Source organism: Streptomyces sp. NPDC038280 (assembly GCF_055600045.1).
In genome coordinates, this window is sequence record NZ_JBVJYZ010000005.1 from 83,970 (window position 1) to 103,105 (window position 19,136).

Sequence of the window (19,136 nt, forward strand, 5' to 3'; positions counted from 1 at the left end):
CCTCAGCGGCTAGAGCCCGGCGTCCCGCGCCAAGAGGGCAGCCTGGACGCGGTTGTCGCATCTCAGCTTCGAGAGGATGCGGCTCACGTAGGTCTTCACCGTCGCCTCGCTCATGTGCAGCCGTTTTCCAGCGTCGGCGTTGGACAGTCCCTCGCCGAGCAGTGCCAGGACGTCGCGTTCCCGTTCGCTCAGCGCGGCGACGCGTTCCCGAGCCGCTTCGTTGCGCGCCACCGCTCGCCCGGAGGCCAGTTGCTCCACGACGTGCTTGGTCGCTGCCGGTGAGAGGTAGGCGTCCCCGGCGGCCGCTGCCCGCACCGCCATGATCAGCTCGGCTGGAGCGGTGTCCTTCAGCAGGAATCCGGCGCCGCCGTGTTCCAGCGCCCGCAGGACGTTGTCGCGCTCGCCGAAGGTGGTCAGGACGATCACCCTGGCGGCCGGGGCGGCTCGGCGCAGCTCGGGGAGCGCCGCGAGGCCGTCGAGGACCGGCATCTGGATGTCGAGGAGCACGACGTCGACGGCGTGGGCGCGCGCGAGGTCGACGGCTTCGCGTCCGTTCGCTGCCTCGGCGACCACTTCGATGTCCGGGTCGGAGGTGAGGATCATCCGGATCCCGGCCCTGATGAGGGGTTCGTCATCGGCTATGACGACCCTGATGCGTGGCCCTGCCACTCCCCACCCCCACAGATACCGGTCGGCCTGGCGCCGGCGGTGGCGACAGCTTGCCTCATGTCGCCACCGCCGCGGCTAGCGCTTGACGTCGTACGACTTCTTCTCGATCAGCTTGCCGTCCTTGAAGCAGAACCGGAAAACCGGCTCGGTCTCCATGTCGTCCCCCTGCTCGGAGGACATCAGGACGAGGCATTTCGATCCCTCGGGCTCTTTGGGGCCCTTTCCGTGGAGGCCGGTCGTCGCGAAGGTCTCGCCGCTGGGCAGCTGGTCGCGGACCTCGGTCTCGGCGGCGCCGACGCGGACCGCTTCGTACTGGCCGGGGCCGATCATCGCTTTGTCGAGCGACCCCATCAGGAAGTAGAGCCCGAAGCCGCCGGCCACCATCAGCAGGACGAGCGCCGCGAACGCGATGCCGCATCCCAGTGCCACGCCGCCGCCCTTGCCCCTGCCCCCGCTTACCGCCATTGCCAACTCCCGCTCTGTGATCGTCCAGTCCATGACCGGACCACCGTCGCGGAAGGGGTGTGCGGGCGACTGCTGTCGGAAGTCGTCGGCGGCGTCAACCAAAGGCGCGGCTTCCACGACTCCGTAGGGCAGTACTCCGGCGACGCGGAACCCGCCGTCGTCGACGGGCCCGGCGTGCACCATTCCGCCGACGAGCCGGGCCCGCTCGTGGAGGCCGGTGAGTCCTTGTCCGCCGCTGACGACCTCGTTGGGAAGGTCGGTGGCCGGTTCGTTGACGATCTCGACGACGAAGGAGTCGGGTTCGTAGCGCAGCTCGATGGTGATGGGGGCGCCGGGGGCGTGTTTGTAGGCGTTGGTCAGTGCCTCCTGCACGATGCGGTAGGCCGCGTGGTCGGGGGCCGCGGCGAGGGGCCGGGCTTCGCCGCGTCGCCTGAGTTCGACGGCGTTGCCCGCGACTCGCGCCGCGTGCGCCAGGCCTTCGATGCCGGCGGTGCCCCGGGCCGCCCGTCCTGTCTCGTCCAGCGCTGTGGCGGCGGCTTCGACGGATGTGGGCGCCTCGACTCCGTCTCTGAGGATGCCGACGACTTCGCGGAGCTCGTGCATGGCGGTCACGGAGGCATTGCGCAGTACGGAGACGGCGCCGCGCTGGCGGTCGGTCAGTTCCCGGTCGACTTCGAGGGCGCCGGTGTGTACGGCTATGAGTGCCAGCTGGTGGCCGAGGCTGTCGTGCATGTCCTGTGCGATGCGCTGCCGTTCGCGCAGGCGTGCCTGTCCGGCGATCATGGCCCGTTCGCGCAGGAGTTGTGCGTTGCGCTCCTGCAGGGTGTGCAGAAGGGTTCGCCGCTGGGTCCAGTAGCGGCTGCCCAGTCCTGGTACGACCGTCGTCGCGAGGAAGTACAGCGTGGTCATGAACGCCAGGCTGAGGGCGCGCTGCTGGTCCCAGGTGTCGAGGACGGTGATGGTGGTGAAGAGTGCGTAGGAGGCGGTGAACGCGGCGAGTGCGCGGCCGGCTCCGGCGACGTACCGTCCGGCGGACCAGCCGACGAGCATGAGGAGCGGGCCGAATCCGGCGATGAGGGGGGCGAGGGCTCCTGTGATGACGAGGACGGTGGCGGGCAGTCGGCGTCGCAGCAGTGACAGGGCGACGGTGGCGAGTGCCACCCAGGCCAGGCGCCATCCCTCGCCGCCCAGCAGTTCCTCTGTGCCGGCGGCGAGCAGTGCCATGACGACCGCGAGCACGATCTCGCCGGCTGTCCGCCGCCGCGACCACAGCTCGGGCGCCGCGAGCCACTGCAGGCCCGCTCTGATCTTCGATGACACGTCCACGCTCGCACCCTAGGCAGTCGGGCGTCGCGCTCGCGGTCCTCTTTCGTCTCGTCCGGGTGCGACGAAGGTCGCGACCCCCGGTCGGGGCGCATGTGTCCGGACAACGTGGCGGGCGACGCTCCGGAGCAAGCGCGGAACAGGTGCGGAACAGGTGCGGATACAACGTGCGCAAAACGCGGAAGCCCCGTAGGTCGATGACCTACGGGGCTTCCGTCTGGTGCGCGAGGGGGGAGTTGAACCCCCACGCCCTTTCGGGCACTGGAACCTGAATCCAGCGCGTCTGCCTATTCCGCCACCCGCGCATTGGGTGTGTCTCCTTGCTCCCCCACCTGTTCGGTGCGAGCGCCTGGCGACATCAGAAGATTAGCACGGTGCCGACGGTGGATTCACATCCGTTGTTTCGGGGCCCGTGCGGGCGAACAGCAGCGGGGGAGAGCCGCGCGACGAGCCGGGGCGTGAGCCGGGGGAGGGTGGGAAGACAGGGATCTGGGCTCCGAACCGGAGCCCGATGTCCACCGACCACCGACCACCGGCCACCGGCCACCAGCCACCGCCTTCCCGGAACCCGGATCACCCTCCCCGACGTTCCCTGTCCGGTTGCCGCGACGTTCGTCCGCGGAACCGGAGTGGAGAGCGCGGGAACCGGAGTGGAAAGAAGGAGAGGTGCGCCACCCGCTCCTCCGTCCCGCACCCCGGGTGCGGGACACTGTCAGGAGGCCGCCTCTACGATCCGTGTGAGAGGTGACACTCGTCCACAGGGCAGAGAAGGGGAACCAGCCGATTTCCCGACGCGTGGATACGATCAGTAAGCAGTACCAGGACGGTTACGACGGAGGAGGTGCCCCATGGGAGTCATGAAGCGTTTCGAGCAGCGTCTCGAAGGTCTGGTGAACGGCACCTTCGCCAAGGTCTTCAAGTCCGAGGTCCAGCCGGTCGAGATCGCGGGCGCCCTCCAGCGGGAGTGCGACAACAACGCGACGATCTGGAATCGTGAGCGGACCGTCGTCCCCAATGACTTCATCGTGGAGCTGAGCGCGCCGGACTACGAGCGTCTCAGCCCGTACTCGGGCCAGCTCGGCGACGAGCTGTCCGGCCTGGTGCGCGACTACGCGAAGCAGCAGCGGTACACCTTCATGGGCCCGATCAAGGTCCATCTGGAGAAGGCCGACGACCTCGACACCGGTCTGTACCGGGTGCGCAGTCGTACGCTCGCGTCGAGTACGTCACAGCCGCAGGCTCCCGACCGTGGCCCCGGCGGCCCGGTGGCGCATGGCCAGCAGCCCGGTCGCGGTCCTGCCGCGGCCGCCGGCGGCTACGGCTATCCGCCGGCCGCCGCGCCTCCCATGCCGGCGGCCCCGCCGCCGGGCGCATCCCGCCCCGGTCAGGCGCCGCACGGCGCCGGCCGTCCCGGTGCGGCGGCACCCATGCCCGGCGCGCAGGTGCGCCGCTGGATCGAGATCAATGGCACGCGCCACCAGATCTCCCGCCCGACGCTGGTGCTGGGACGCAGCACCGACGCCGATGTGCGGATCGACGACCCCGGCGTCTCGCGCCGGCACTGTGAGATCCGGACCGGAACGCCCTCGACGATCCAGGATCTCGGGTCTACCAACGGCATCGTGGTAGACGGGCAGCACACCACCCGCGCTACGCTCCGCGACGGCTCGCGGATCGTCGTGGGCAGCACCACCATCGTTTACCGGCAAGCCGAAGGGTGAAGCGGGGGCAATGTCAGAGCTGACCCTGACGGTCATGCGGCTAGGTTTCCTAGCCGTTCTGTGGCTGTTCGTGATTGTGGCCGTCCAGGTCATTCGCAGTGACCTGTTCGGCACACGTGTCACGCAGCGCGGTTCGCGCCGCGAGAACGCGCGTCCGCAGCAGGCCGCGCGCCAGGCCGCCGCGCCTCCGCAGCAGCGGGGGCAGCAGGGCGGCGGCGGTCGCCAGCGCCGTGGCGCGCCGACCAAGCTGGTCGTGTCGGAGGGCACGCTGACCGGCACGACGGTCGCCCTTCAGGGGCAGACCATCACGCTGGGCCGCGCCCACGACTCGACGATCGTGTTGGACGACGACTACGCGTCCAGTCGTCATGCCAGGATCTACCCGGACCGTGACGGCCAGTGGATCGTCGAGGATCTCGGGTCCACCAACGGCACGTATCTCGACCGGACCCGGCTCACCACCCCGACACCGATTCCGCTGGGCGCGCCGATCCGCATCGGCAAGACCGTCATCGAGCTGCGGAAGTAGTACGACAATGAGCGAGCGGAGCGAGCGAACCGTGGCGGTCCGGGGAGCGGACCGCCACGAGTTCCCGACCGGAGGGTGGGCAGTGTGGCTCGAGACCGGTTGTACCCGGATCCGACTGGCGAGGTGCGCATGAGTCTCTCCCTGCGCTTTGCCGCCGGATCGCACAAGGGCATGATCCGCGAGGGCAATGAGGACTCCGGATACGCCGGTCCCCGACTGCTGGCCATCGCCGATGGCATGGGCGGCCAGGCCGCCGGTGAGGTCGCCTCGTCGGAAGTGATCTCGACGCTCGTCACGCTCGACGACGACGTTCCGGGCTCGGACATCCTGACGTCGCTCGGTATGGCGGTGCAGCGCGCCAATGACCAGCTTCGGATGATGGTCGAGGAGGATCCGCAGCTCGAGGGCATGGGGACCACCCTGACGGCTCTTCTGTGGACGGGTCAGCGCCTCGGTCTGGTCCATGTCGGCGATTCGCGCGCGTACCTCCTGCGGGACGGTGTGCTGACGCAGATCACGCAGGACCACACGTGGGTGCAGCGGCTGGTCGACGAGGGCCGGATCACCGAGGAGGAGGCCACCACTCATCCGCAGCGGTCGCTGTTGATGCGGGCGCTGGGCAGTGGTGACCATGTCGAGCCGGACCTGTCGATCCGGGAGGTCCGGGCCGGTGACCGGTATCTGATCTGTTCCGACGGGCTGTCGGGTGTCGTGTCCCATCAGACGATGGAGGACACCCTCGCCAGCTATCAGGGTCCGCAGGAGACCGTGCAGGAGCTGATCCAGCTCGCGCTGCGCGGTGGCGGCCCCGACAACATCACGTGCATCGTCGCGGACGTGCTGGACACCGACTCGGGTGACACGCTCGCGGGGCAGCTGAACGACACCCCGGTGATCGTCGGCGCGGTCGCGGAGAACCAGGCGCAGCTGAACGACGGCGGGGCCATGCAGACTCCGGCCGGGCGCGCGTCGGGGCTGGGGCGTCCGTCGGCGCCGCAGCCGCCGGCCGGTGGTTTCGGCCCTCCTGGCAGTGGTGACGACGTCGGCTATGGCGGTATGCCCCCCGGCGGGGCGTTCGGCGCGTACACCGACGACGATTTCAGGAAGCCGCGCTCGGGCCGCAAGTGGCTGAAGCGTTCGTTCTTCATCGTTCTCGCGCTGGCCGTGGTCGGCGGTGGTGTGTACGGCGGGTTCCGCTGGACGCAGACGCAGTACTACGTCGGCGCCAAGGACGAGCATGTGGCGCTGTACCGGGGTATCAGCCAGGATCTGGCCTGGGTTTCGCTGTCGGAGGTCGAGAAGGACCATCCCGAGATCGAACTCAAGTACCTGCCGCCGTATCAGCGCAAGCAGGTCGAGGACACCATCACCGGCGGCAGCCTCGGCAAGGCGCAGGCCAAGATCCAGGAGCTTGCGACGCAGGCTTCGGCCTGTAAGAAGGAAGAGCAGCGCCGTGCGGCCAGGGACAAGGCGGCCGACAAGGCGACGCCGCCGCCCGCCGGTACCGCCACTGACACCAAGCCCACCGCAGCGACTCCCTCTCCGGGCCCCAGCCTCTCGGAGGAGGAGAAGAAGCTGGCCTCGAACTGCGGCAAGCAGTAAGCACCCGTAGGGGGGCCTTTCACCACCATGAGCGTTGTCACCAACACGACCACCATCGGCGCGATCGAATTGCCGAGCCGCCGCAACACCGAATTGGCGCTGCTCGGGTTCGCCGTCGTCATTCCGGTGTTCGCGTACTTGAATGTGGGCCTCGCCCTGGACGGCAAGGTCCCCACGGGCATGCTCGGCTACGGTCTGGGGCTCGGCCTGCTGGCGGGCGTGGCGCATCTGGTGGTGCGCAAGTTCGCCAAGTACGCGGATCCGCTGCTGCTGCCGCTGGCGACGCTGCTGAACGGGCTCGGGCTGGTGCTGATCTGGCGGCTCGACCAGTCGCCCCGGCTGATCGCCCAGTCGATGCGGCTGTACAAGAGTTTCAGTCCGGACGCGCCGAACCAGCTGATGTACTCCGCGATCGGCATCGCGATGTTCCTGGGTGTGCTGGTGGTGCTCAAGGACCACCGCGTGCTGCAGCGGTACACGTACATCTCGATGGCGGCGGCGCTGGTGTTGTTGCTGCTGCCGCTCGTGCCGGGTCTCGGATCCGACGTGTTCGGCGCGAAGATCTGGATCAATGTGGGTGGCTTCTCCATCCAGCCCGGTGAGTTCGCCAAGATCGTCCTGGCGATCTTCTTCTCCGGCTATCTGATGGTGAAGCGTGACGCGCTGGCTCTGGCCAGCCGGCGTTTCATGGGGCTTTATCTGCCGCGTGGCCGCGACCTCGGCCCGATCCTGACGATCTGGGCGATCAGCCTGCTGATCCTGGTCTTCGAGAACGACCTCGGCACATCGCTGCTGTTCTTCGGCATGTTCGTGATCATGCTGTACGTGGCGACGGAGCGGACCAGCTGGATCGTCATGGGTCTGCTGATGTCCGCCGCGGGCGCTGTCGGTGTGGCGTCTTTCGCCGGCCATGTGCAGGCCCGTGTGACGGCCTGGCGCGATCCCTTCGCCTGCTGGGAGACGTCGGCGGCCTGTGACCAGATGACTCAGGTCCTGATGTCCTTCGGGTCCGGCGGCATCCTCGGTACCGGCCTCGGTCAGGGCAATTCCGACCTGATCGGTTTCGCCGCGAACTCCGACTTCATCTTCGCCACGGTCGGTGAGGAGCTCGGCCTGGCCGGTGTGATGGCGTTCCTGCTGCTGTACGGCCTGATCATCGAGCGCGGTGTCCGTACCGCGCTGGCTGCCCGCGACCCGTTCGGCAAGCTCCTCGCGATGGGCCTGTCCGGGGCCTTCGCCCTGCAGGTCTTCGTCGTCGCCGGCGGTGTCATGGGTCTCATTCCGCTGACCGGTATGACGATGCCGTTCCTCGCGTACGGCGGTTCCTCCGTGATCGCCAACTGGGCGCTGATCGGCATCCTGATCCGCATCAGTGACACCGCCCGTCGCCCCGCGCCGGCTCCCGCCCCGTCCCCCGACGCCGAGATGACCCAGGTGGTCCGTCCGTGAACAAGCCCCTGCGCCGGGTCGCGATCTTCTGCGGCCTGCTGGTCCTCGCGCTGCTGATGCGGGACAACTGGCTCCAGTACGTCCGCGCCGACGAGCTGAACACCCATGGCCGGAACAAGCGTGTCCAGATCGAGCGGTACGCCAACGAGCGCGGCAACATCATCGTCGACGGCAATCCGATCACCGGATCCATCGATTCGAAGGACACGTACTACAAGTTCAAGCGGACGTACATCAACGGTCCGATGTGGGCTCCTGTCACGGGTTATGCCTCGCAGGCCTATGACGCGAGCCAGATCGAGAAGATCGAGGACGGCATCCTCACCGGCAATGACGACCGGCTCTTCTTCGACCGGACCATGTCGATGTTCACCGGCGAGAAGAAGACCGGCGGCAACGTCGTCACCACCCTGAGCGGCGCCGCGCAGAAGGCCGCCTTCGAGGGGCTCGGGGACAAGAAGGGCGCTGTCGCGGCCATCGACCCGCAGACCGGCAAGATCCTCGCGCTCGCCTCGACGCCTTCGTACGACCCCTCGTCCTTCGCCGGCTACTCGGCCAAGGACGAGAAGGCCTGGGTGGCGCTGGAGAAGGACAAGGACAAGCCGAAGCTGAACCGGGCGCTGCGGGAGATCTATCCGCCCGGGTCGGTCTTCAAGGTGGTCACGGCGGCCGCGGCCCTGGAGCACGGCAAGATAAGCGACATCGACGCGGCGACGGACACCCCGGAGCCGTACAACATCCCGCTGTCGACCACGCCGATGAAGAACCACGCGCAGGGCTGCCAGAACGCCAGCCTGAACAAGGCGCTGGAGGTTTCCTGCAACTCCGTCTTCGCCAAGCTCGGTGACGAGGTCGGCCGTGAGGACATGCTGGAGACGGCGGAGAAGTTCGGTTTCAACGCGGAGCAGTTCGTGCCGGTCCGCTCGGCCGCCTCGGTCTACGACAAGAAGATGGACCGCGGTGGAAACGCGCTGTCGTCCATCGGTCAGTTCAACACCGCGACCACGCCGCTGCAGATGGCCATGGTCACGGCGGCGATCGCCAATGACGGCAAGCTGATGAAGCCGTACATGATCGACAAGCTGGTGGCGCCGAACCTCGACGTGCTCAAGCAGAACGATCCCGAGGAGATGAGCCGCCCGCTGTCGCCGAAGAACGCGCAGCTGGTGCAGCGGATGATGGAGAACGTCGTCGAGAACGGCACCGGCAAGAAGGCGGCGATCGACGGTTTCAAGATCGGCGGCAAGACCGGTACCGCTCAGCACGGCGAGGGGAACAAGAAGCGCCCCTACGCGTGGTTCATCTCGTACGCCAAGACGGACAGCGGCTCTCCTGTCGCCGTCGCGGTCGTGGTCGAGGACTCCGCGGGCACCGCGCGTGACGACATCAGTGGTGGTGGCCTGGCAGCCCCGATCGCCAAGGCCGTGATGAAGGCGGTACTCGACAGCAAGAAGTGATGTCCGCGCCCCGGTACCGGTCGGGTATCAGGTGCCGGTCGCGGGCGGAACGGCTTGCCGTGCCCGGTAGCGTATGCGCGAACAGCACACCGCCGGACCACACAGTCGGGTGCGGTCGGGACTGACGGAGAGGGCTGGAACAGTTATGGAAGAGCCGCGTCGCCTCGGCGGCCGGTACGAGCTGGGCTCGGTGCTCGGCCGTGGTGGCATGGCTGAGGTCTACCTCGCCCACGACACCCGGCTCGGCCGCACCGTCGCCGTGAAGACGCTGCGGGCCGACCTCGCCCGCGACCCGTCCTTCCAGGCCCGGTTCCGCCGTGAGGCCCAGTCGGCCGCCTCGCTCAACCACCCGGCGATCGTCGCTGTCTACGACACCGGCGAGGACTACGTCGACAACATCTCCATCCCGTACATCGTGATGGAGTACGTCGACGGCTCGACCCTCAGAGAGCTGCTGCACTCCGGGCGCAAGCTGCTGCCCGAGCGCACGCTGGAGATGACGGTCGGCATCCTGCAGGCGCTGGAGTACTCGCACCGCGCCGGCATCGTGCACCGTGACATCAAGCCGGCGAACGTCATGCTGACGCGCACCGGCCAGGTCAAGGTCATGGACTTCGGCATCGCCCGCGCCATGGGCGACTCCGGCATGACCATGACACAGACTGCGGCGGTCATCGGCACGGCCCAGTACCTCTCCCCCGAGCAGGCCAAGGGCGAGCAGGTCGACGCCCGGTCCGACCTCTACTCCACCGGCTGCCTGCTCTACGAGCTGCTGACCGTGCGTCCGCCGTTCATCGGGGACTCCCCGGTCGCGGTCGCGTACCAGCACGTACGGGAGGAGCCGCAGCCGCCCAGCAACTTCGACCCCGAGATCACGCCCGAGATGGACGCGATCGTGCTGAAGGCCCTGGTCAAGGACCCCGACTACCGCTACCAGTCGGCCGACGAGATGCGCGCGGACATCGAGGCGTGCCTCGACGGCCAGCCCGTCGCGGCGACGGCGGCGATGGGTGTGGCCGGCTACGGCGGCTACGCGCCGGACGACCAGCCGACGACGGCGCTGCGCCAGGCCGACCCGTCGGGGCAGACGTCGATGCTGCCGCCCATGAACCCGGACGACCCCGGCTACGGCTACGACGACCGCCCGGACCGCAGACGCCAGAAGAAGTCGAACACCTCGACGATCCTGCTGGTGCTGGCGGGCATCCTGGTGCTGGTGGGCGCGATCCTGATCGGCCAATCGCTCTTCAAGGGCGACAACGACACGGCCAAGGTCCTCGTACCCCAGCTGGTCGGCAAGAAGCTCGACGAGGCCCAGCGCCTCGCGAGCAACGCGAGCGTCAAGGTCGCCCAGTCCGGCAGCCAGCGCTGCGACCAGCCCAAGGGCTTCATCTGCAGCCAGACCCCGACGGCCGACAACGGCGCCAAGATGAACAGCGGCGAGACGATCCAGGTCGTCGTCTCCGAGGGCGCGCCGACGGTCGAGGTTCCGGACGTCACCGAGAAGTCCGAGGAGAGCGCCAAGGAGCTGCTCAAGTCGAAGGGCTTCTCGCAGATCGAGGTCAAGCAGGAGGAGTCCGACGAGGAGCCCGGCACGGTCCTCGACCAGGACCCCAAGGGCGGTACGCAGGCCGAGAAGAACACCCCGGTCACCATCACGGTCGCGAAGAAGGCGCTGAAGACCGTCCCGCCGGTGGTCGGCACGCAGTTCGACTCCGCCAAGTCGCAGCTGGAGACGCTCAAGTTCCAGGTGGCGAGGGTGGACGTCGACTCGGACAAGCCCGCGGGTGAGGTCACCGAGCAGAACCCGACGGCCGACTCCAAGGCCGCCGAGGGCACGCTGGTGACGCTGAAGGTCTCCAAGGGCCCGCAGCAGCCGCAGCAGGTCCAGGTTCCGGCGGACATCCAGGGCAAGAAGTACCGGGATGTGAAGAAGCAGCTCGAGGACCTCGGCCTGGTCGTCACGCTCGCCCCCAACTCGGTGGACAAGGGCGGCGCGACGGTCGTGGCCAGCAACCCGGCGCCCGGCTCCACGGTCAACAGGGGTGACACCATCACCCTGCTCACCGCCGGAGGGGACGACGGGGGCGGCGGCACGATCTTCGGTCAGTCCGGCTTCACCAGTCGCCGCGACTGACCCCTGGCTCCGGTTCACCGAACCGTCGGTTACGAAAGAGAGAGCCCCGGCATCCGAAGGATGGATGCCGGGGCTCTCTTCTGTCCGCGTGTGCTCTGGGTCGCGGCTGCTGCCACTCGCCTCAGTGCAGCTCCGCCGGCGGCGTACGGTCCCGGTCGACCTTCTCCGTACGCTCCAGCTCGCCCCAGACGATGTAGCGGTAGTCGGAGGTGTACATCGGGGTGCACGTCGTCAGCGTGATGTACCGGCCCGGCCTGGTCTTCCCCGACTGCTTCGGGACCGGGTTCAGGACGTCGACGTTGTACTTCGACGTCCGCGAGAGGGTCCTGTAGACCTTGTAGACGTACCAGACGTCCTTGGTCTCGAAGACGATCGAGTCGCCGTTCCTCACCCGGTGGATGTTGTGGAACTTCGCGCCGTGGCCGTCGCGGTGCGCCGCCAGCGTGAAGTTCCCCTGCGCCGCCGTCGGAAGGGCGGACTTGACCGGGTCCGTGTAGAAGCCTGCGACACCGTTGTTGAGGACCTTGGAGTCGGTGCCCTGCTTGACGAGCACCTCGCCGTTCTTCATGGCCGGTACGTGCAGGAAGCCGATGCCGTCCTTGGTGTCGAGCGCCCCGGGGCCGCCGGCCCAGCGGTCGCGGACCTGGCTGATCTCCTTGTCGGCCACGCGGTCGGCCATGACGTTCGTCCACCACAGCGAGTAGACGACGAAGAGTCCGAGCAGGACGCCCGCGGTGATCAGCAGTTCGCCGAAGACACTGATGACTGCGGCGATCCGGTTGCGCGCACGTACCACTGGGCATCTGTCCCGTCTGGAGGCATGGGGTCTGGGGGTCTCAGCCTACGAGCGCGTCCGGTTTCCCCTTGCTGCGCGGGCGTTCCTCGACCATCTTGCCCCACACGATCAGTCGATACGTACTGGTGAACTCGGGCGTGCAGGTCGTCAGCGTGATGTACCGGCCCGGTCCGGTGAAGCCCGACCCGGGCGGCACGGGAGTGATCACGCTGATGTTGGAGGGTGAGGTCTGCGGCAGGATGCTGGTCATCCGGTACGTGTAGTACGCGTCCTGCGTCTCGACGACGATCGGGTCGCCGGGCTTCAACTGATTGATGTAGCGGAAGGGTTCGCCGTGTGTGTTGCGGTGGCCGGCCACCGCGAAGTTGCCCTGCTTGTCCGCCGGCATCGCCGTCTTGAGCTTGCCCTCGCCGTAGTGGCCCACCATGCCCCGGTCCAGGACCTGCGACTTGCTGATGCCCTCGGCGATCGGCACCACGACGTCGAGCTTGGGGATGTGCATGAGGGCGAAGCCCTGGCCCGGTTCGAAGGTGCCCGGGGTGCGGCCCTTCGCCCACTCGTCCTCGATCTGGTGCTTGGCCTGATCGGTCTGCAGTCCGGCGCGGACGTTCGTCCACCACAGCTGGTAGGTGACGAACAGCAGCATCACGACGCCGAAGGTGATGAACAGCTCGCCGACGACCCGGCTGGCGACGACGCCGACACTGTCCTTGCGGGCACGGGCCGCACGCCGCGCCTCGACCCGGGACAGGGGCCGTCCGGCCTCCGCGGCGCCTGGGGGGCCGCTGGGGGCCGTGGGGGCTGCGGGGCCGCCTCTGCCGCCTCCCCGGCCCTTGGCGGCCCTACGGCGCTCCGCCCGGCCCGGCCCACGCGTCTGTGGCTCGGACTCGGGGCCCGGGTCCTGGCCCCGGTCCGCCTCCGGCTCGTCCTCACCGGGCGTCCGCGCCTCGGCGTCCTCGCTCCCAGGCGCGTCGTACGCCCCCGCCGGTGCGTCGTACGGCTCCGATATGGGCTCCTGGCGTCCAGGCTGCGGCTGGTATCCCCCGGGCGCCGGCTCGTACTGCTCGGGCACGGGGGCGTACTGCCCCGCGCCCGGCGTGTACTGCCCCGGTCCCGATCCGTACGGATCGGCACCGTGCGCGTACTGCTCCGGCGGCGGATACGCCCCGGCCGGTTGCGCATAGGGATCCGCGTAGGGGTCGGCGTACGCCCGCGCGTACGGCTGCGCGTAGGGCGCCGGCTCAGGGACGTACGGCGGCCCGGGGTCGTACGGCGCCGCGGGCGCCGGCTCGTACGGACGCTCGTGCTCCTCCGGTGGGTCTGTCGCCCGGAACCACGGCGACCCCTCGGTCACGCGACAGCCTTGCCCACCACCGGCGCGAGCCCCGCCGACCGGCCGACCGCTCCCTTGTCGCCGCACTGCACCAGCCAGTTCGCGAGCATCAGATGGCCGTGCTCGGTGAGGACGGACTCGGGGTGGAACTGCACGCCCTCGACCGCCAGTTCCCGGTGGCGCAGCCCCATGATGATGCCGTCCGCCGTGCGCGCGGTGACTTCGAGCTCGTCCGGCAGCTCGGCCGGTTCGGCGGCCAGCGAGTGGTACCGGGTCGCGGTGAACGGCGACGGCAGTCCGGCGAAGACGCCCTTGCCCTCGTGGGTGACCAGGGAGGTCTTGCCGTGCAGCAGCTCGGGCGCCCGGCCGACGACACCGCCGTACGCCACCGCCATCGACTGCATGCCGAGGCAGACGCCGAAGACCGGCACACCGGTGGACGCGCAGTGCCGCACCATGTCGACGCAGACGCCGGCCTGCTCGGGGGTTCCCGGGCCGGGTGAGAGGAGTACGCCGTCGAAGCCGTCCTGGGCGTGTTCCAGGGCCACCTCGTCGTTGCGCCGGACCTCGCACTCGGCACCGAGCTGGTACAGGTACTGGACGAGGTTGAAGACGAAGCTGTCGTAGTTGTCGACGACGAGAATGCGCGTGGTCACTGGCCGTCCACCGTCACATCGTTGAACGGAAGCAGCGGCTCCGCCCAGGGGAACACGTACTGGAACAGCACGTAGACGACCGCGAGGATCAGCACGAGCGAGATGACGCTCCGCGCCCATGCGTTGCCCGGCAGATGCCGCCAGATCCAGCCGTACATGACGTCTGCCGGTCCTTCCTCGTGGTGCCCTTCGGTACGGCACCAGAGTAAGGGGCGACGCCGTCCGTATGGGTCAGCTGTCCAAAGCTTCGGGCTTGCCCCGGGTCACAGGTCGGGTGGCGTCCAGATGCGCCCAGACGATCAGCCGGTGGCTGCTGCCCCACTCCGGGTCGCAGGTCGTCAGGGTCAGATAGCGCCCGGGTCCGTCGAACCCGGATTTCACCGGAACGGGGTCGATCACGCCGGTGTCGGTGGGAACGGTCCGGTAGGGCTTCCTGTCGACGCGGTACGTGAACCAGGTCGTCCCGTCGCTGAGGACCACCGCGTCTCCGGGGCGGAGCTCGGGGACGTCCTTGAACGGATCCCCGTAGGTGCGCCGGTGGCCGGCCACCGAGAAGTTCCCGGTCCCGCCGAGCCGGGTGGTGCCGGTGTAGTGGCCGAGGCCCTTCTTGAGGGTGGCGGCCCCGGTGCCCTCGAGCACCGGCCACTGCCAGCTCCTGCCGAAGCGGGGGACGTACATGACGGCCAGGCCCTTGCCGTCCTCGTACGCCGGGGGCGGCGGAGGCGGCGGCCCCGCGGCCGGCGCGACCGGCCGGCTCGCCCACTGCTCCTGGAGGGTGTCGATCTGCCCGTCCGTGGCGCTGCCGGCCTTGATCCCGGTCCAGAAGAGCACGTACACGACGAAGAGGAGAATCAGGGTGCCGACGGTGATGCACAGTTCGCTGAAGGTTCGGACGATCAGTCGTACCGTCACCGGACGGCCCCTCCCGCAGCTAGCTCACAGGCTTCGCGTAGTGGAGATCCACTGTGCCCGAGTAGCCGGGGAGAGTCACCTTCTCGCGCTCGTCCACTTTCCAGCCGAGGCCGTACGCCTTCACGTACAGCTGGTAGTTCTGGATCGCGGGGGAGGCGGTGAGCGCCTTGTTGAGCGCGCCGATGTCACCGACAGCGGTGATCTTGTACGGCGGGGAGTAGACGCGGCCCTGGAGGATCAGGGTGTTGCCGACGCAGCGCACGGCGCTGGTGGAGATCAGGCGCTGGTCCATGACCTGGATGCCGGCGGCGCCGCCCTTCCACAGGGCGTTGACGACGGCCTGGAGGTCCTGCTGGTGGATGACGAGGTCGTTGGCCTGCGGCTCGGGGTAGCCGGGGGCGGCCTGGGCGTTCGGCGGGGCGTCGTTGAGGGTGACGGTCATGCCCGAACCGGTGACCTTGGTCGTGCCGGCGGCCTTCTCGAGTGCGCCGAGCTTCTCGTCCTCGGTCTTGGTGGAGCCGTCGTTGCGCCGGGCGATCTCCGCGGCCCGGTCGACCTCGGCGCGCAGGGCCGCGGTGGACTCGTCGAGGCCGGCGTTCTTGTGGCTGCGTTCCTGGATCAGGTCGGAGAGCCGCAGGAGGGAGGCGTCCGTGCGGATGTTGGTGCCCTTGGCGGTGTTGAAACTGGTGACGAAGATCAGACCGGCGAGGGCGAAGACGGCGGCCGTGAGCACCCGGACCGGCCGCCAGGCGGTGCGCCGGACCGGACCTTGGGGGGAGTCGGCAGAATTGCTCAACGTACCCTTCTCCTACTCGGCGCCGCGGAAGCACTACGCTAACGGACGCCCGGGGGAGGCAGTGGTCCCCCTTGCCCCGTCCCGGCGCCAGCCACAGTTACCTGCGCGGTCACGCAGCGCATCGACAGGAGAGTCCCTCGTGCCGAAGTCACGTATCCGCAAGAAGGCCGACTTCACGCCGCCGCCGGCAGCGAAGCAGGCGACCAGCATCAAGCTGACCAGCCGTAGCTGGGTGGCGCCGGTGATGCTGGCACTCTTCCTGATCGGGCTTGCCTGGATCGTCGTCTTCTACGTCACCGACGGATCGCTTCCGATCAAGTCGCTCGAGAACTGGAACATCGTCGTGGGCTTCGGCTTCATCGCCGGTGGCTTCGGCGTCTCCACTCAGTGGAAGTAGCGGCGGAAGAAGCCGCGAAATAGCGGCGAAGTAGCGGCCCCGGCGGCCACTCGTCAAGTTCTGCCCTGAGGTTATCCACAGGTTGTCCACACTGGGGAAAAGGTCAGACGATCTGTGGATAACCCTCATGACGTTGACGCCGGTGTGACTGCGGCAGCCGCACGGGTGAATCTCCCGGCCCCTTGCCCCTCCTGGGAAAACCCAGGTCAGGGGCGAGGGGCACAGCTGTTCCCGGCGCAGTGCGCACAACCCACCACACGCTGTGGACAACTTTGGGGAAAGCTGCCGCTCAGCTGAGCGCGGAGGTTCTCAGGATCACAGTCAGCACGTTGGCCAACAGCACCAGGGCACAGGCCGAGTACTGGACCAGCTTCCGCCGCTCGCGGGGGGCGTGGACCAGGCCGATGGCCACCAAGGCGCCCCCGACGAGGCCGCCGATGTGGGCCTCCCAGGAGATACCGGGCCTGGTGAAGGTCAGCAGCAGGGCGAGCGCGATGAACAGGGCGACCGGCCGCATGTCGTGGGCGCGGCGCCGCGCGACGACGGCGAACGCGCCGATCAGGCCGAAGACGATGCCCGACGCGCCCAGCGAGGGCTGGTTCGGTGCGGCGATCAGATAGACGAGGGCGCTGCCCGACAGCCCGGACAGCAGACACAGGACCGCGTAGCGCGCCCGGCCGAGCTCCGGCTCCACCATGCCGCCGATGACCCACAGGCCCAGCATGTTGAAGACGAAGTGCATGACTTCCTGATGCAGGAAGGCCGAGGTCAGAAGTCTGTACCACTCGCCGTCGGCCACCCCGACGACCTCACCGAGCACCGGGCTGAAGGCATAGCCGATCAGCTCCGTCTCGGCGACGAACCGTTCGCCGAGCGCGAGCACGGCCACGAAGACCGCGAGATTGATCCCGATGAGGATCTTGGTGACGAATCGCGGGTCGCCCGCGACCCTGCCGCCGGCGATGGTCCGGGGCTGGCTCGCGGTCGGCGCGTGGCCCGTGCCCGATCCACCGCGCACACAGTCCGGGCACTGGAAGCCGACCGAGGCGGAGACCATGCAGTCGGGGCAGATAGGCCGCTCGCAGCGGGTGCAGCGGATACCGGTCTCCACGCCCGGATGGCGGTAGCAGCTCGGCAGGGAGTGCGCGTCCCGCGGCTCCTGCGGACTGCCTGGCGCCTGCTCCATCGCGCTCTCCTCTTTCCTCTCCGTGTGGGCGGCGTGCCGCGCGCTTCGGCGTGCGCGTGCCCGGTGGCGCTCAGCGCACACCGCCCCGCCCATCCTTACGGACGGGCGGGGCGAAAAGGTTCCCTTCATCGACCGGGACCGGTCCGCTTCATCGGCGGGCCCGGTCCTCTTCGTCGGCGGCAGCGGTCCGCCGGATCAGCTCTTGCGGGTCTCGATCACGACCGACTGGATGATGACGTCATCGAGCGGGCGGTCGGTGCGCGGGTTGGTCGTGCAGCCGGCGATGGCGTCCACGACCTTCTTGCCGGCCTCGTTGCTCACCTCGCCGAAGATGGTGTGCTTGCGCGTCAGCCAGGCGGTCGGCGAGACGGTGATGAAGAACTGAGAGCCGTTGGTGCCCGGGCCCGCGTTGGCCATGGCCAGGAGGTACGGCTTGTCGAACGCGAGCTCGGGGTGGAACTCGTCGGCGAACTCGTACCCCGGACCACCCGTGCCGTTGCCCAGCGGGTCGCCGCCCTGAATCATGAAACCGCTGATCACACGGTGGAAGACGGTGCCGTCGTAGAGGGGGGCGCTGGACTTCTCACCGGTCGCGGGATTCGTCCACTCGCGCTCGCCCCGCGCGAGCTCGACGAAGTTCTTCACCGTCTTGGGGGCGTGGTTCGGCAGAAGCCGAATCTCGATGTCGCCCTGGTTGGTCTTCAGGGTGGCGTAAAGCTGCTCGGCCACGAGGTGCCTTCCGTAAGTCTTCTCCGACGTCGACCGATCCTCGCACGGAAGCACCGGCGCATGAGGAAGCCTTGTCGCCGCCGCGGGACGTCTGGTTGCCCCGGATGCCCGCCCCGCATGCCGGACCTTGAGTCAACGGGCATGATTTCGAAGTGGGTGGAAAGGCGAAATACCGACACCGCCACCGAGGAGGAGGATCCCGTGACCCGCATCGATAGCGTGCGCGCCGCGACTGATTCGGCGAAGGAGAGCGTGCTGCACGCCGCGGAAGTGGTGGCGCCCTACGCCGATACGGCCAAGGACCAGGCCGCGCACTATGCGCACCAGGCACGCGTGAAGATCTCGCCGAAGGTTTCCAGGGCCGCCAAGCAGGCCCGGGTGCAGTACGGCGCGTATGTGGCGCCGCATGTTCCGGAGCGGATCGACGAAGCCGCGCATCGTGCGGCGGTTCGGACCCGCAAGGCCGCGCGTCAGGCGGCCGATTACACCGTTCCTCGTGTTGAACAGGTTGTCGCCACGGCTCAGCCCGTACTGGCGGAGACCGGAGCGCGTTCCACCGCCGCTCTGGCCGCGCTGCGCGGGCACGTGACGGCAAAGGACATTCAGAAGATCGTCAGGAAGCATGAGCGCCGGGCCAGGGCCGGGCGTCTCGCCAAGGGCCTCGCGGTCCTCGGTGTTCTCGCGGGCGGCGCCTTCGCCGCCTGGAAGTGGTGGGACAAGCAGGCCAACCCCGACTGGCTGGTCGAGCCGCCGGCTCCTACCGATGTCTCCGAACGGACCACGCTGTCGTCCGTCGACGGCACCGACCGGACTTCTCTCGATCCGGAGGTGGAGGCCAAGGAAGCCGAATCCGGGTCAGAGAACGGGTCCAAGGGCCGCGACGACCGTCGCTGACCTTCTCCTGTCTCCGACCTGTTCACAGCCGGCTTTCCGCGGAGCTCTGTGGCGGAGCTTTGGGCGCTGGGAGTCATGAGTGCTC

At 68.5% G+C, this 19,136-nt stretch carries 18 protein-coding genes and 1 tRNA gene; 8 read left to right on the forward strand and 11 right to left on the reverse strand.

Going from position 1 to position 19,136, the window contains the following annotated elements:
• Window positions 1-9: 9 nt before the first annotated feature.
• From ACZ7J0_RS13475 to ACZ7J0_RS13485, 3 genes are all read right to left on the reverse strand, one after another.
• A complete protein-coding gene (locus tag ACZ7J0_RS13475; RefSeq protein WP_470886915.1) occupies window positions 10-669 on the reverse strand; it encodes a response regulator in 660 nt (219 codons plus the stop codon).
• 75 nt (window positions 670-744) lie between these two features.
• The gene (locus tag ACZ7J0_RS13480; protein WP_470886917.1) at window positions 745-2,460 is read right to left on the reverse strand and encodes a sensor histidine kinase; all 1,716 of its coding nucleotides are present in this window, start codon (window positions 2,458-2,460) and stop codon (window positions 745-747) included.
• 215 nt (window positions 2,461-2,675) lie between these two features.
• Window positions 2,676-2,762 (reverse strand) — tRNA-Leu (locus ACZ7J0_RS13485).
• A 543-nt stretch (window positions 2,763-3,305) separates the two neighbouring features.
• Between ACZ7J0_RS13485 and ACZ7J0_RS13490 the strand changes: the two genes are divergently transcribed.
• The 6 genes from ACZ7J0_RS13490 to pknB all read left to right on the forward strand — a co-directional run bounded on the left by ACZ7J0_RS13490 (window position 3,306) and on the right by pknB (window position 11,352).
• Window positions 3,306-4,178, forward strand: coding sequence for an FhaA domain-containing protein (locus tag ACZ7J0_RS13490; RefSeq protein WP_470886919.1), 873 nt, complete (start codon window positions 3,306-3,308; stop codon window positions 4,176-4,178).
• A gap of 10 nt (window positions 4,179-4,188) precedes the next feature.
• Window positions 4,189-4,707, forward strand: coding sequence for an FHA domain-containing protein FhaB/FipA (locus ACZ7J0_RS13495; protein ID WP_468708989.1), 519 nt, complete (start codon window positions 4,189-4,191; stop codon window positions 4,705-4,707).
• A gap of 129 nt (window positions 4,708-4,836) precedes the next feature.
• Window positions 4,837-6,309: a Stp1/IreP family PP2C-type Ser/Thr phosphatase gene (locus ACZ7J0_RS13500; RefSeq protein ID WP_470886921.1), complete on the forward strand. Its 1,473-nt coding sequence runs from the start codon at window positions 4,837-4,839 to the stop codon at window positions 6,307-6,309.
• A 27-nt stretch (window positions 6,310-6,336) separates the two neighbouring features.
• Complete coding sequence (locus ACZ7J0_RS13505) at window positions 6,337-7,758, forward strand: FtsW/RodA/SpoVE family cell cycle protein (RefSeq protein ID WP_470886923.1); 1,422 nt, start codon at window positions 6,337-6,339, stop codon at window positions 7,756-7,758.
• Window positions 7,755-9,215: a peptidoglycan D,D-transpeptidase FtsI family protein gene (locus ACZ7J0_RS13510; RefSeq protein WP_470886925.1), complete on the forward strand. Its 1,461-nt coding sequence runs from the start codon at window positions 7,755-7,757 to the stop codon at window positions 9,213-9,215. Before ACZ7J0_RS13505 ends, ACZ7J0_RS13510 begins: the two co-directional genes overlap by 4 nt.
• A 145-nt stretch (window positions 9,216-9,360) precedes the next feature.
• Window positions 9,361-11,352, forward strand: coding sequence for a Stk1 family PASTA domain-containing Ser/Thr kinase (gene pknB / locus ACZ7J0_RS13515; RefSeq protein ID WP_470886927.1), 1,992 nt, complete (start codon window positions 9,361-9,363; stop codon window positions 11,350-11,352).
• 121 nt (window positions 11,353-11,473) lie between these two features.
• Here the strand turns inward: pknB and ACZ7J0_RS13520 are convergent, their stop codons facing one another.
• From ACZ7J0_RS13520 to ACZ7J0_RS13545, 6 genes are all read right to left on the reverse strand, one after another.
• Window positions 11,474-12,148, reverse strand: a complete 675-nt coding sequence (locus ACZ7J0_RS13520) for a class E sortase (RefSeq protein WP_470886929.1) — start codon at window positions 12,146-12,148, stop codon at window positions 11,474-11,476.
• 40 nt (window positions 12,149-12,188) lie between these two features.
• On the reverse strand, window positions 12,189-13,502 hold the full coding sequence (locus ACZ7J0_RS13525) for a class E sortase (RefSeq protein ID WP_470886931.1): 1,314 nt from the start codon (window positions 13,500-13,502) through the stop codon (window positions 12,189-12,191).
• Entirely contained in the window at window positions 13,499-14,137 is a 639-nt protein-coding gene (locus ACZ7J0_RS13530; RefSeq protein WP_470886933.1) for an aminodeoxychorismate/anthranilate synthase component II, read from the reverse strand. Before ACZ7J0_RS13530 ends, ACZ7J0_RS13525 begins: the two co-directional genes overlap by 4 nt.
• Window positions 14,134-14,295: a hypothetical protein gene (locus tag ACZ7J0_RS13535; RefSeq protein WP_468708977.1), complete on the reverse strand. Its 162-nt coding sequence runs from the start codon at window positions 14,293-14,295 to the stop codon at window positions 14,134-14,136. Before ACZ7J0_RS13535 ends, ACZ7J0_RS13530 begins: the two co-directional genes overlap by 4 nt.
• A gap of 73 nt (window positions 14,296-14,368) precedes the next feature.
• A complete protein-coding gene (locus ACZ7J0_RS13540) occupies window positions 14,369-15,049 on the reverse strand; it encodes a class E sortase (protein ID WP_470886935.1) in 681 nt (226 codons plus the stop codon).
• 19 nt (window positions 15,050-15,068) lie between these two features.
• Complete coding sequence (locus ACZ7J0_RS13545; protein WP_470886937.1) at window positions 15,069-15,845, reverse strand: DUF881 domain-containing protein; 777 nt, start codon at window positions 15,843-15,845, stop codon at window positions 15,069-15,071.
• Window positions 15,846-15,984: 139 nt separating this feature from the next.
• Here ACZ7J0_RS13545 and crgA point away from each other — a divergent pair, with 139 nt between their 5' ends.
• Window positions 15,985-16,242, forward strand: coding sequence for a cell division protein CrgA (crgA, locus tag ACZ7J0_RS13550; RefSeq protein WP_468708973.1), 258 nt, complete (start codon window positions 15,985-15,987; stop codon window positions 16,240-16,242).
• A 289-nt stretch (window positions 16,243-16,531) separates the two neighbouring features.
• Here crgA and ACZ7J0_RS13555 read toward each other — a convergent pair whose 3' ends face one another.
• Both ACZ7J0_RS13555 and ACZ7J0_RS13560 read right to left on the reverse strand, forming a co-directional pair.
• Window positions 16,532-17,428: a rhomboid family intramembrane serine protease gene (locus tag ACZ7J0_RS13555; RefSeq protein WP_470886939.1), complete on the reverse strand. Its 897-nt coding sequence runs from the start codon at window positions 17,426-17,428 to the stop codon at window positions 16,532-16,534.
• A 195-nt stretch (window positions 17,429-17,623) separates the two neighbouring features.
• Window positions 17,624-18,157 carry a peptidylprolyl isomerase gene (locus ACZ7J0_RS13560; protein WP_470886941.1) on the reverse strand — a complete coding sequence of 178 codons (534 nt, stop codon included), beginning with the start codon at window positions 18,155-18,157 and terminating at the stop codon, window positions 17,624-17,626.
• Between the two features lie 201 nt (window positions 18,158-18,358).
• Between ACZ7J0_RS13560 and ACZ7J0_RS13565 the strand changes: the two genes are divergently transcribed.
• On the forward strand, window positions 18,359-19,051 hold the full coding sequence (locus ACZ7J0_RS13565; RefSeq protein WP_470886943.1) for a DUF5324 family protein: 693 nt from the start codon (window positions 18,359-18,361) through the stop codon (window positions 19,049-19,051).
• Window positions 19,052-19,136: the final 85 nt, after the last annotated feature.

Excerpts from the sequence above, each read along its gene's own strand:
- ACZ7J0_RS13500 (WP_470886921.1), top strand. The coding sequence starts at position 4,837 with ATGAGTCTCTCCCTGCGCTTTGCCGCCGGATCGCACAAGGGCATGATC.
- ACZ7J0_RS13505 (WP_470886923.1), top strand. The coding sequence starts at position 6,337 with ATGAGCGTTGTCACCAACACGACCACCATCGGCGCGATCGAATTGCCG.
- ACZ7J0_RS13495 (WP_468708989.1), top strand. The coding sequence starts at position 4,189 with ATGTCAGAGCTGACCCTGACGGTCATGCGGCTAGGTTTCCTAGCCGTT.
- pknB (WP_470886927.1), top strand. The coding sequence starts at position 9,361 with ATGGAAGAGCCGCGTCGCCTCGGCGGCCGGTACGAGCTGGGCTCGGTG.
- ACZ7J0_RS13555 (WP_470886939.1), bottom strand. The coding sequence starts at position 17,428 with ATGGAGCAGGCGCCAGGCAGTCCGCAGGAGCCGCGGGACGCGCACTCC.
- ACZ7J0_RS13535 (WP_468708977.1), bottom strand. The coding sequence starts at position 14,295 with ATGTACGGCTGGATCTGGCGGCATCTGCCGGGCAACGCATGGGCGCGG.
- ACZ7J0_RS13490 (WP_470886919.1), top strand. The coding sequence starts at position 3,306 with ATGGGAGTCATGAAGCGTTTCGAGCAGCGTCTCGAAGGTCTGGTGAAC.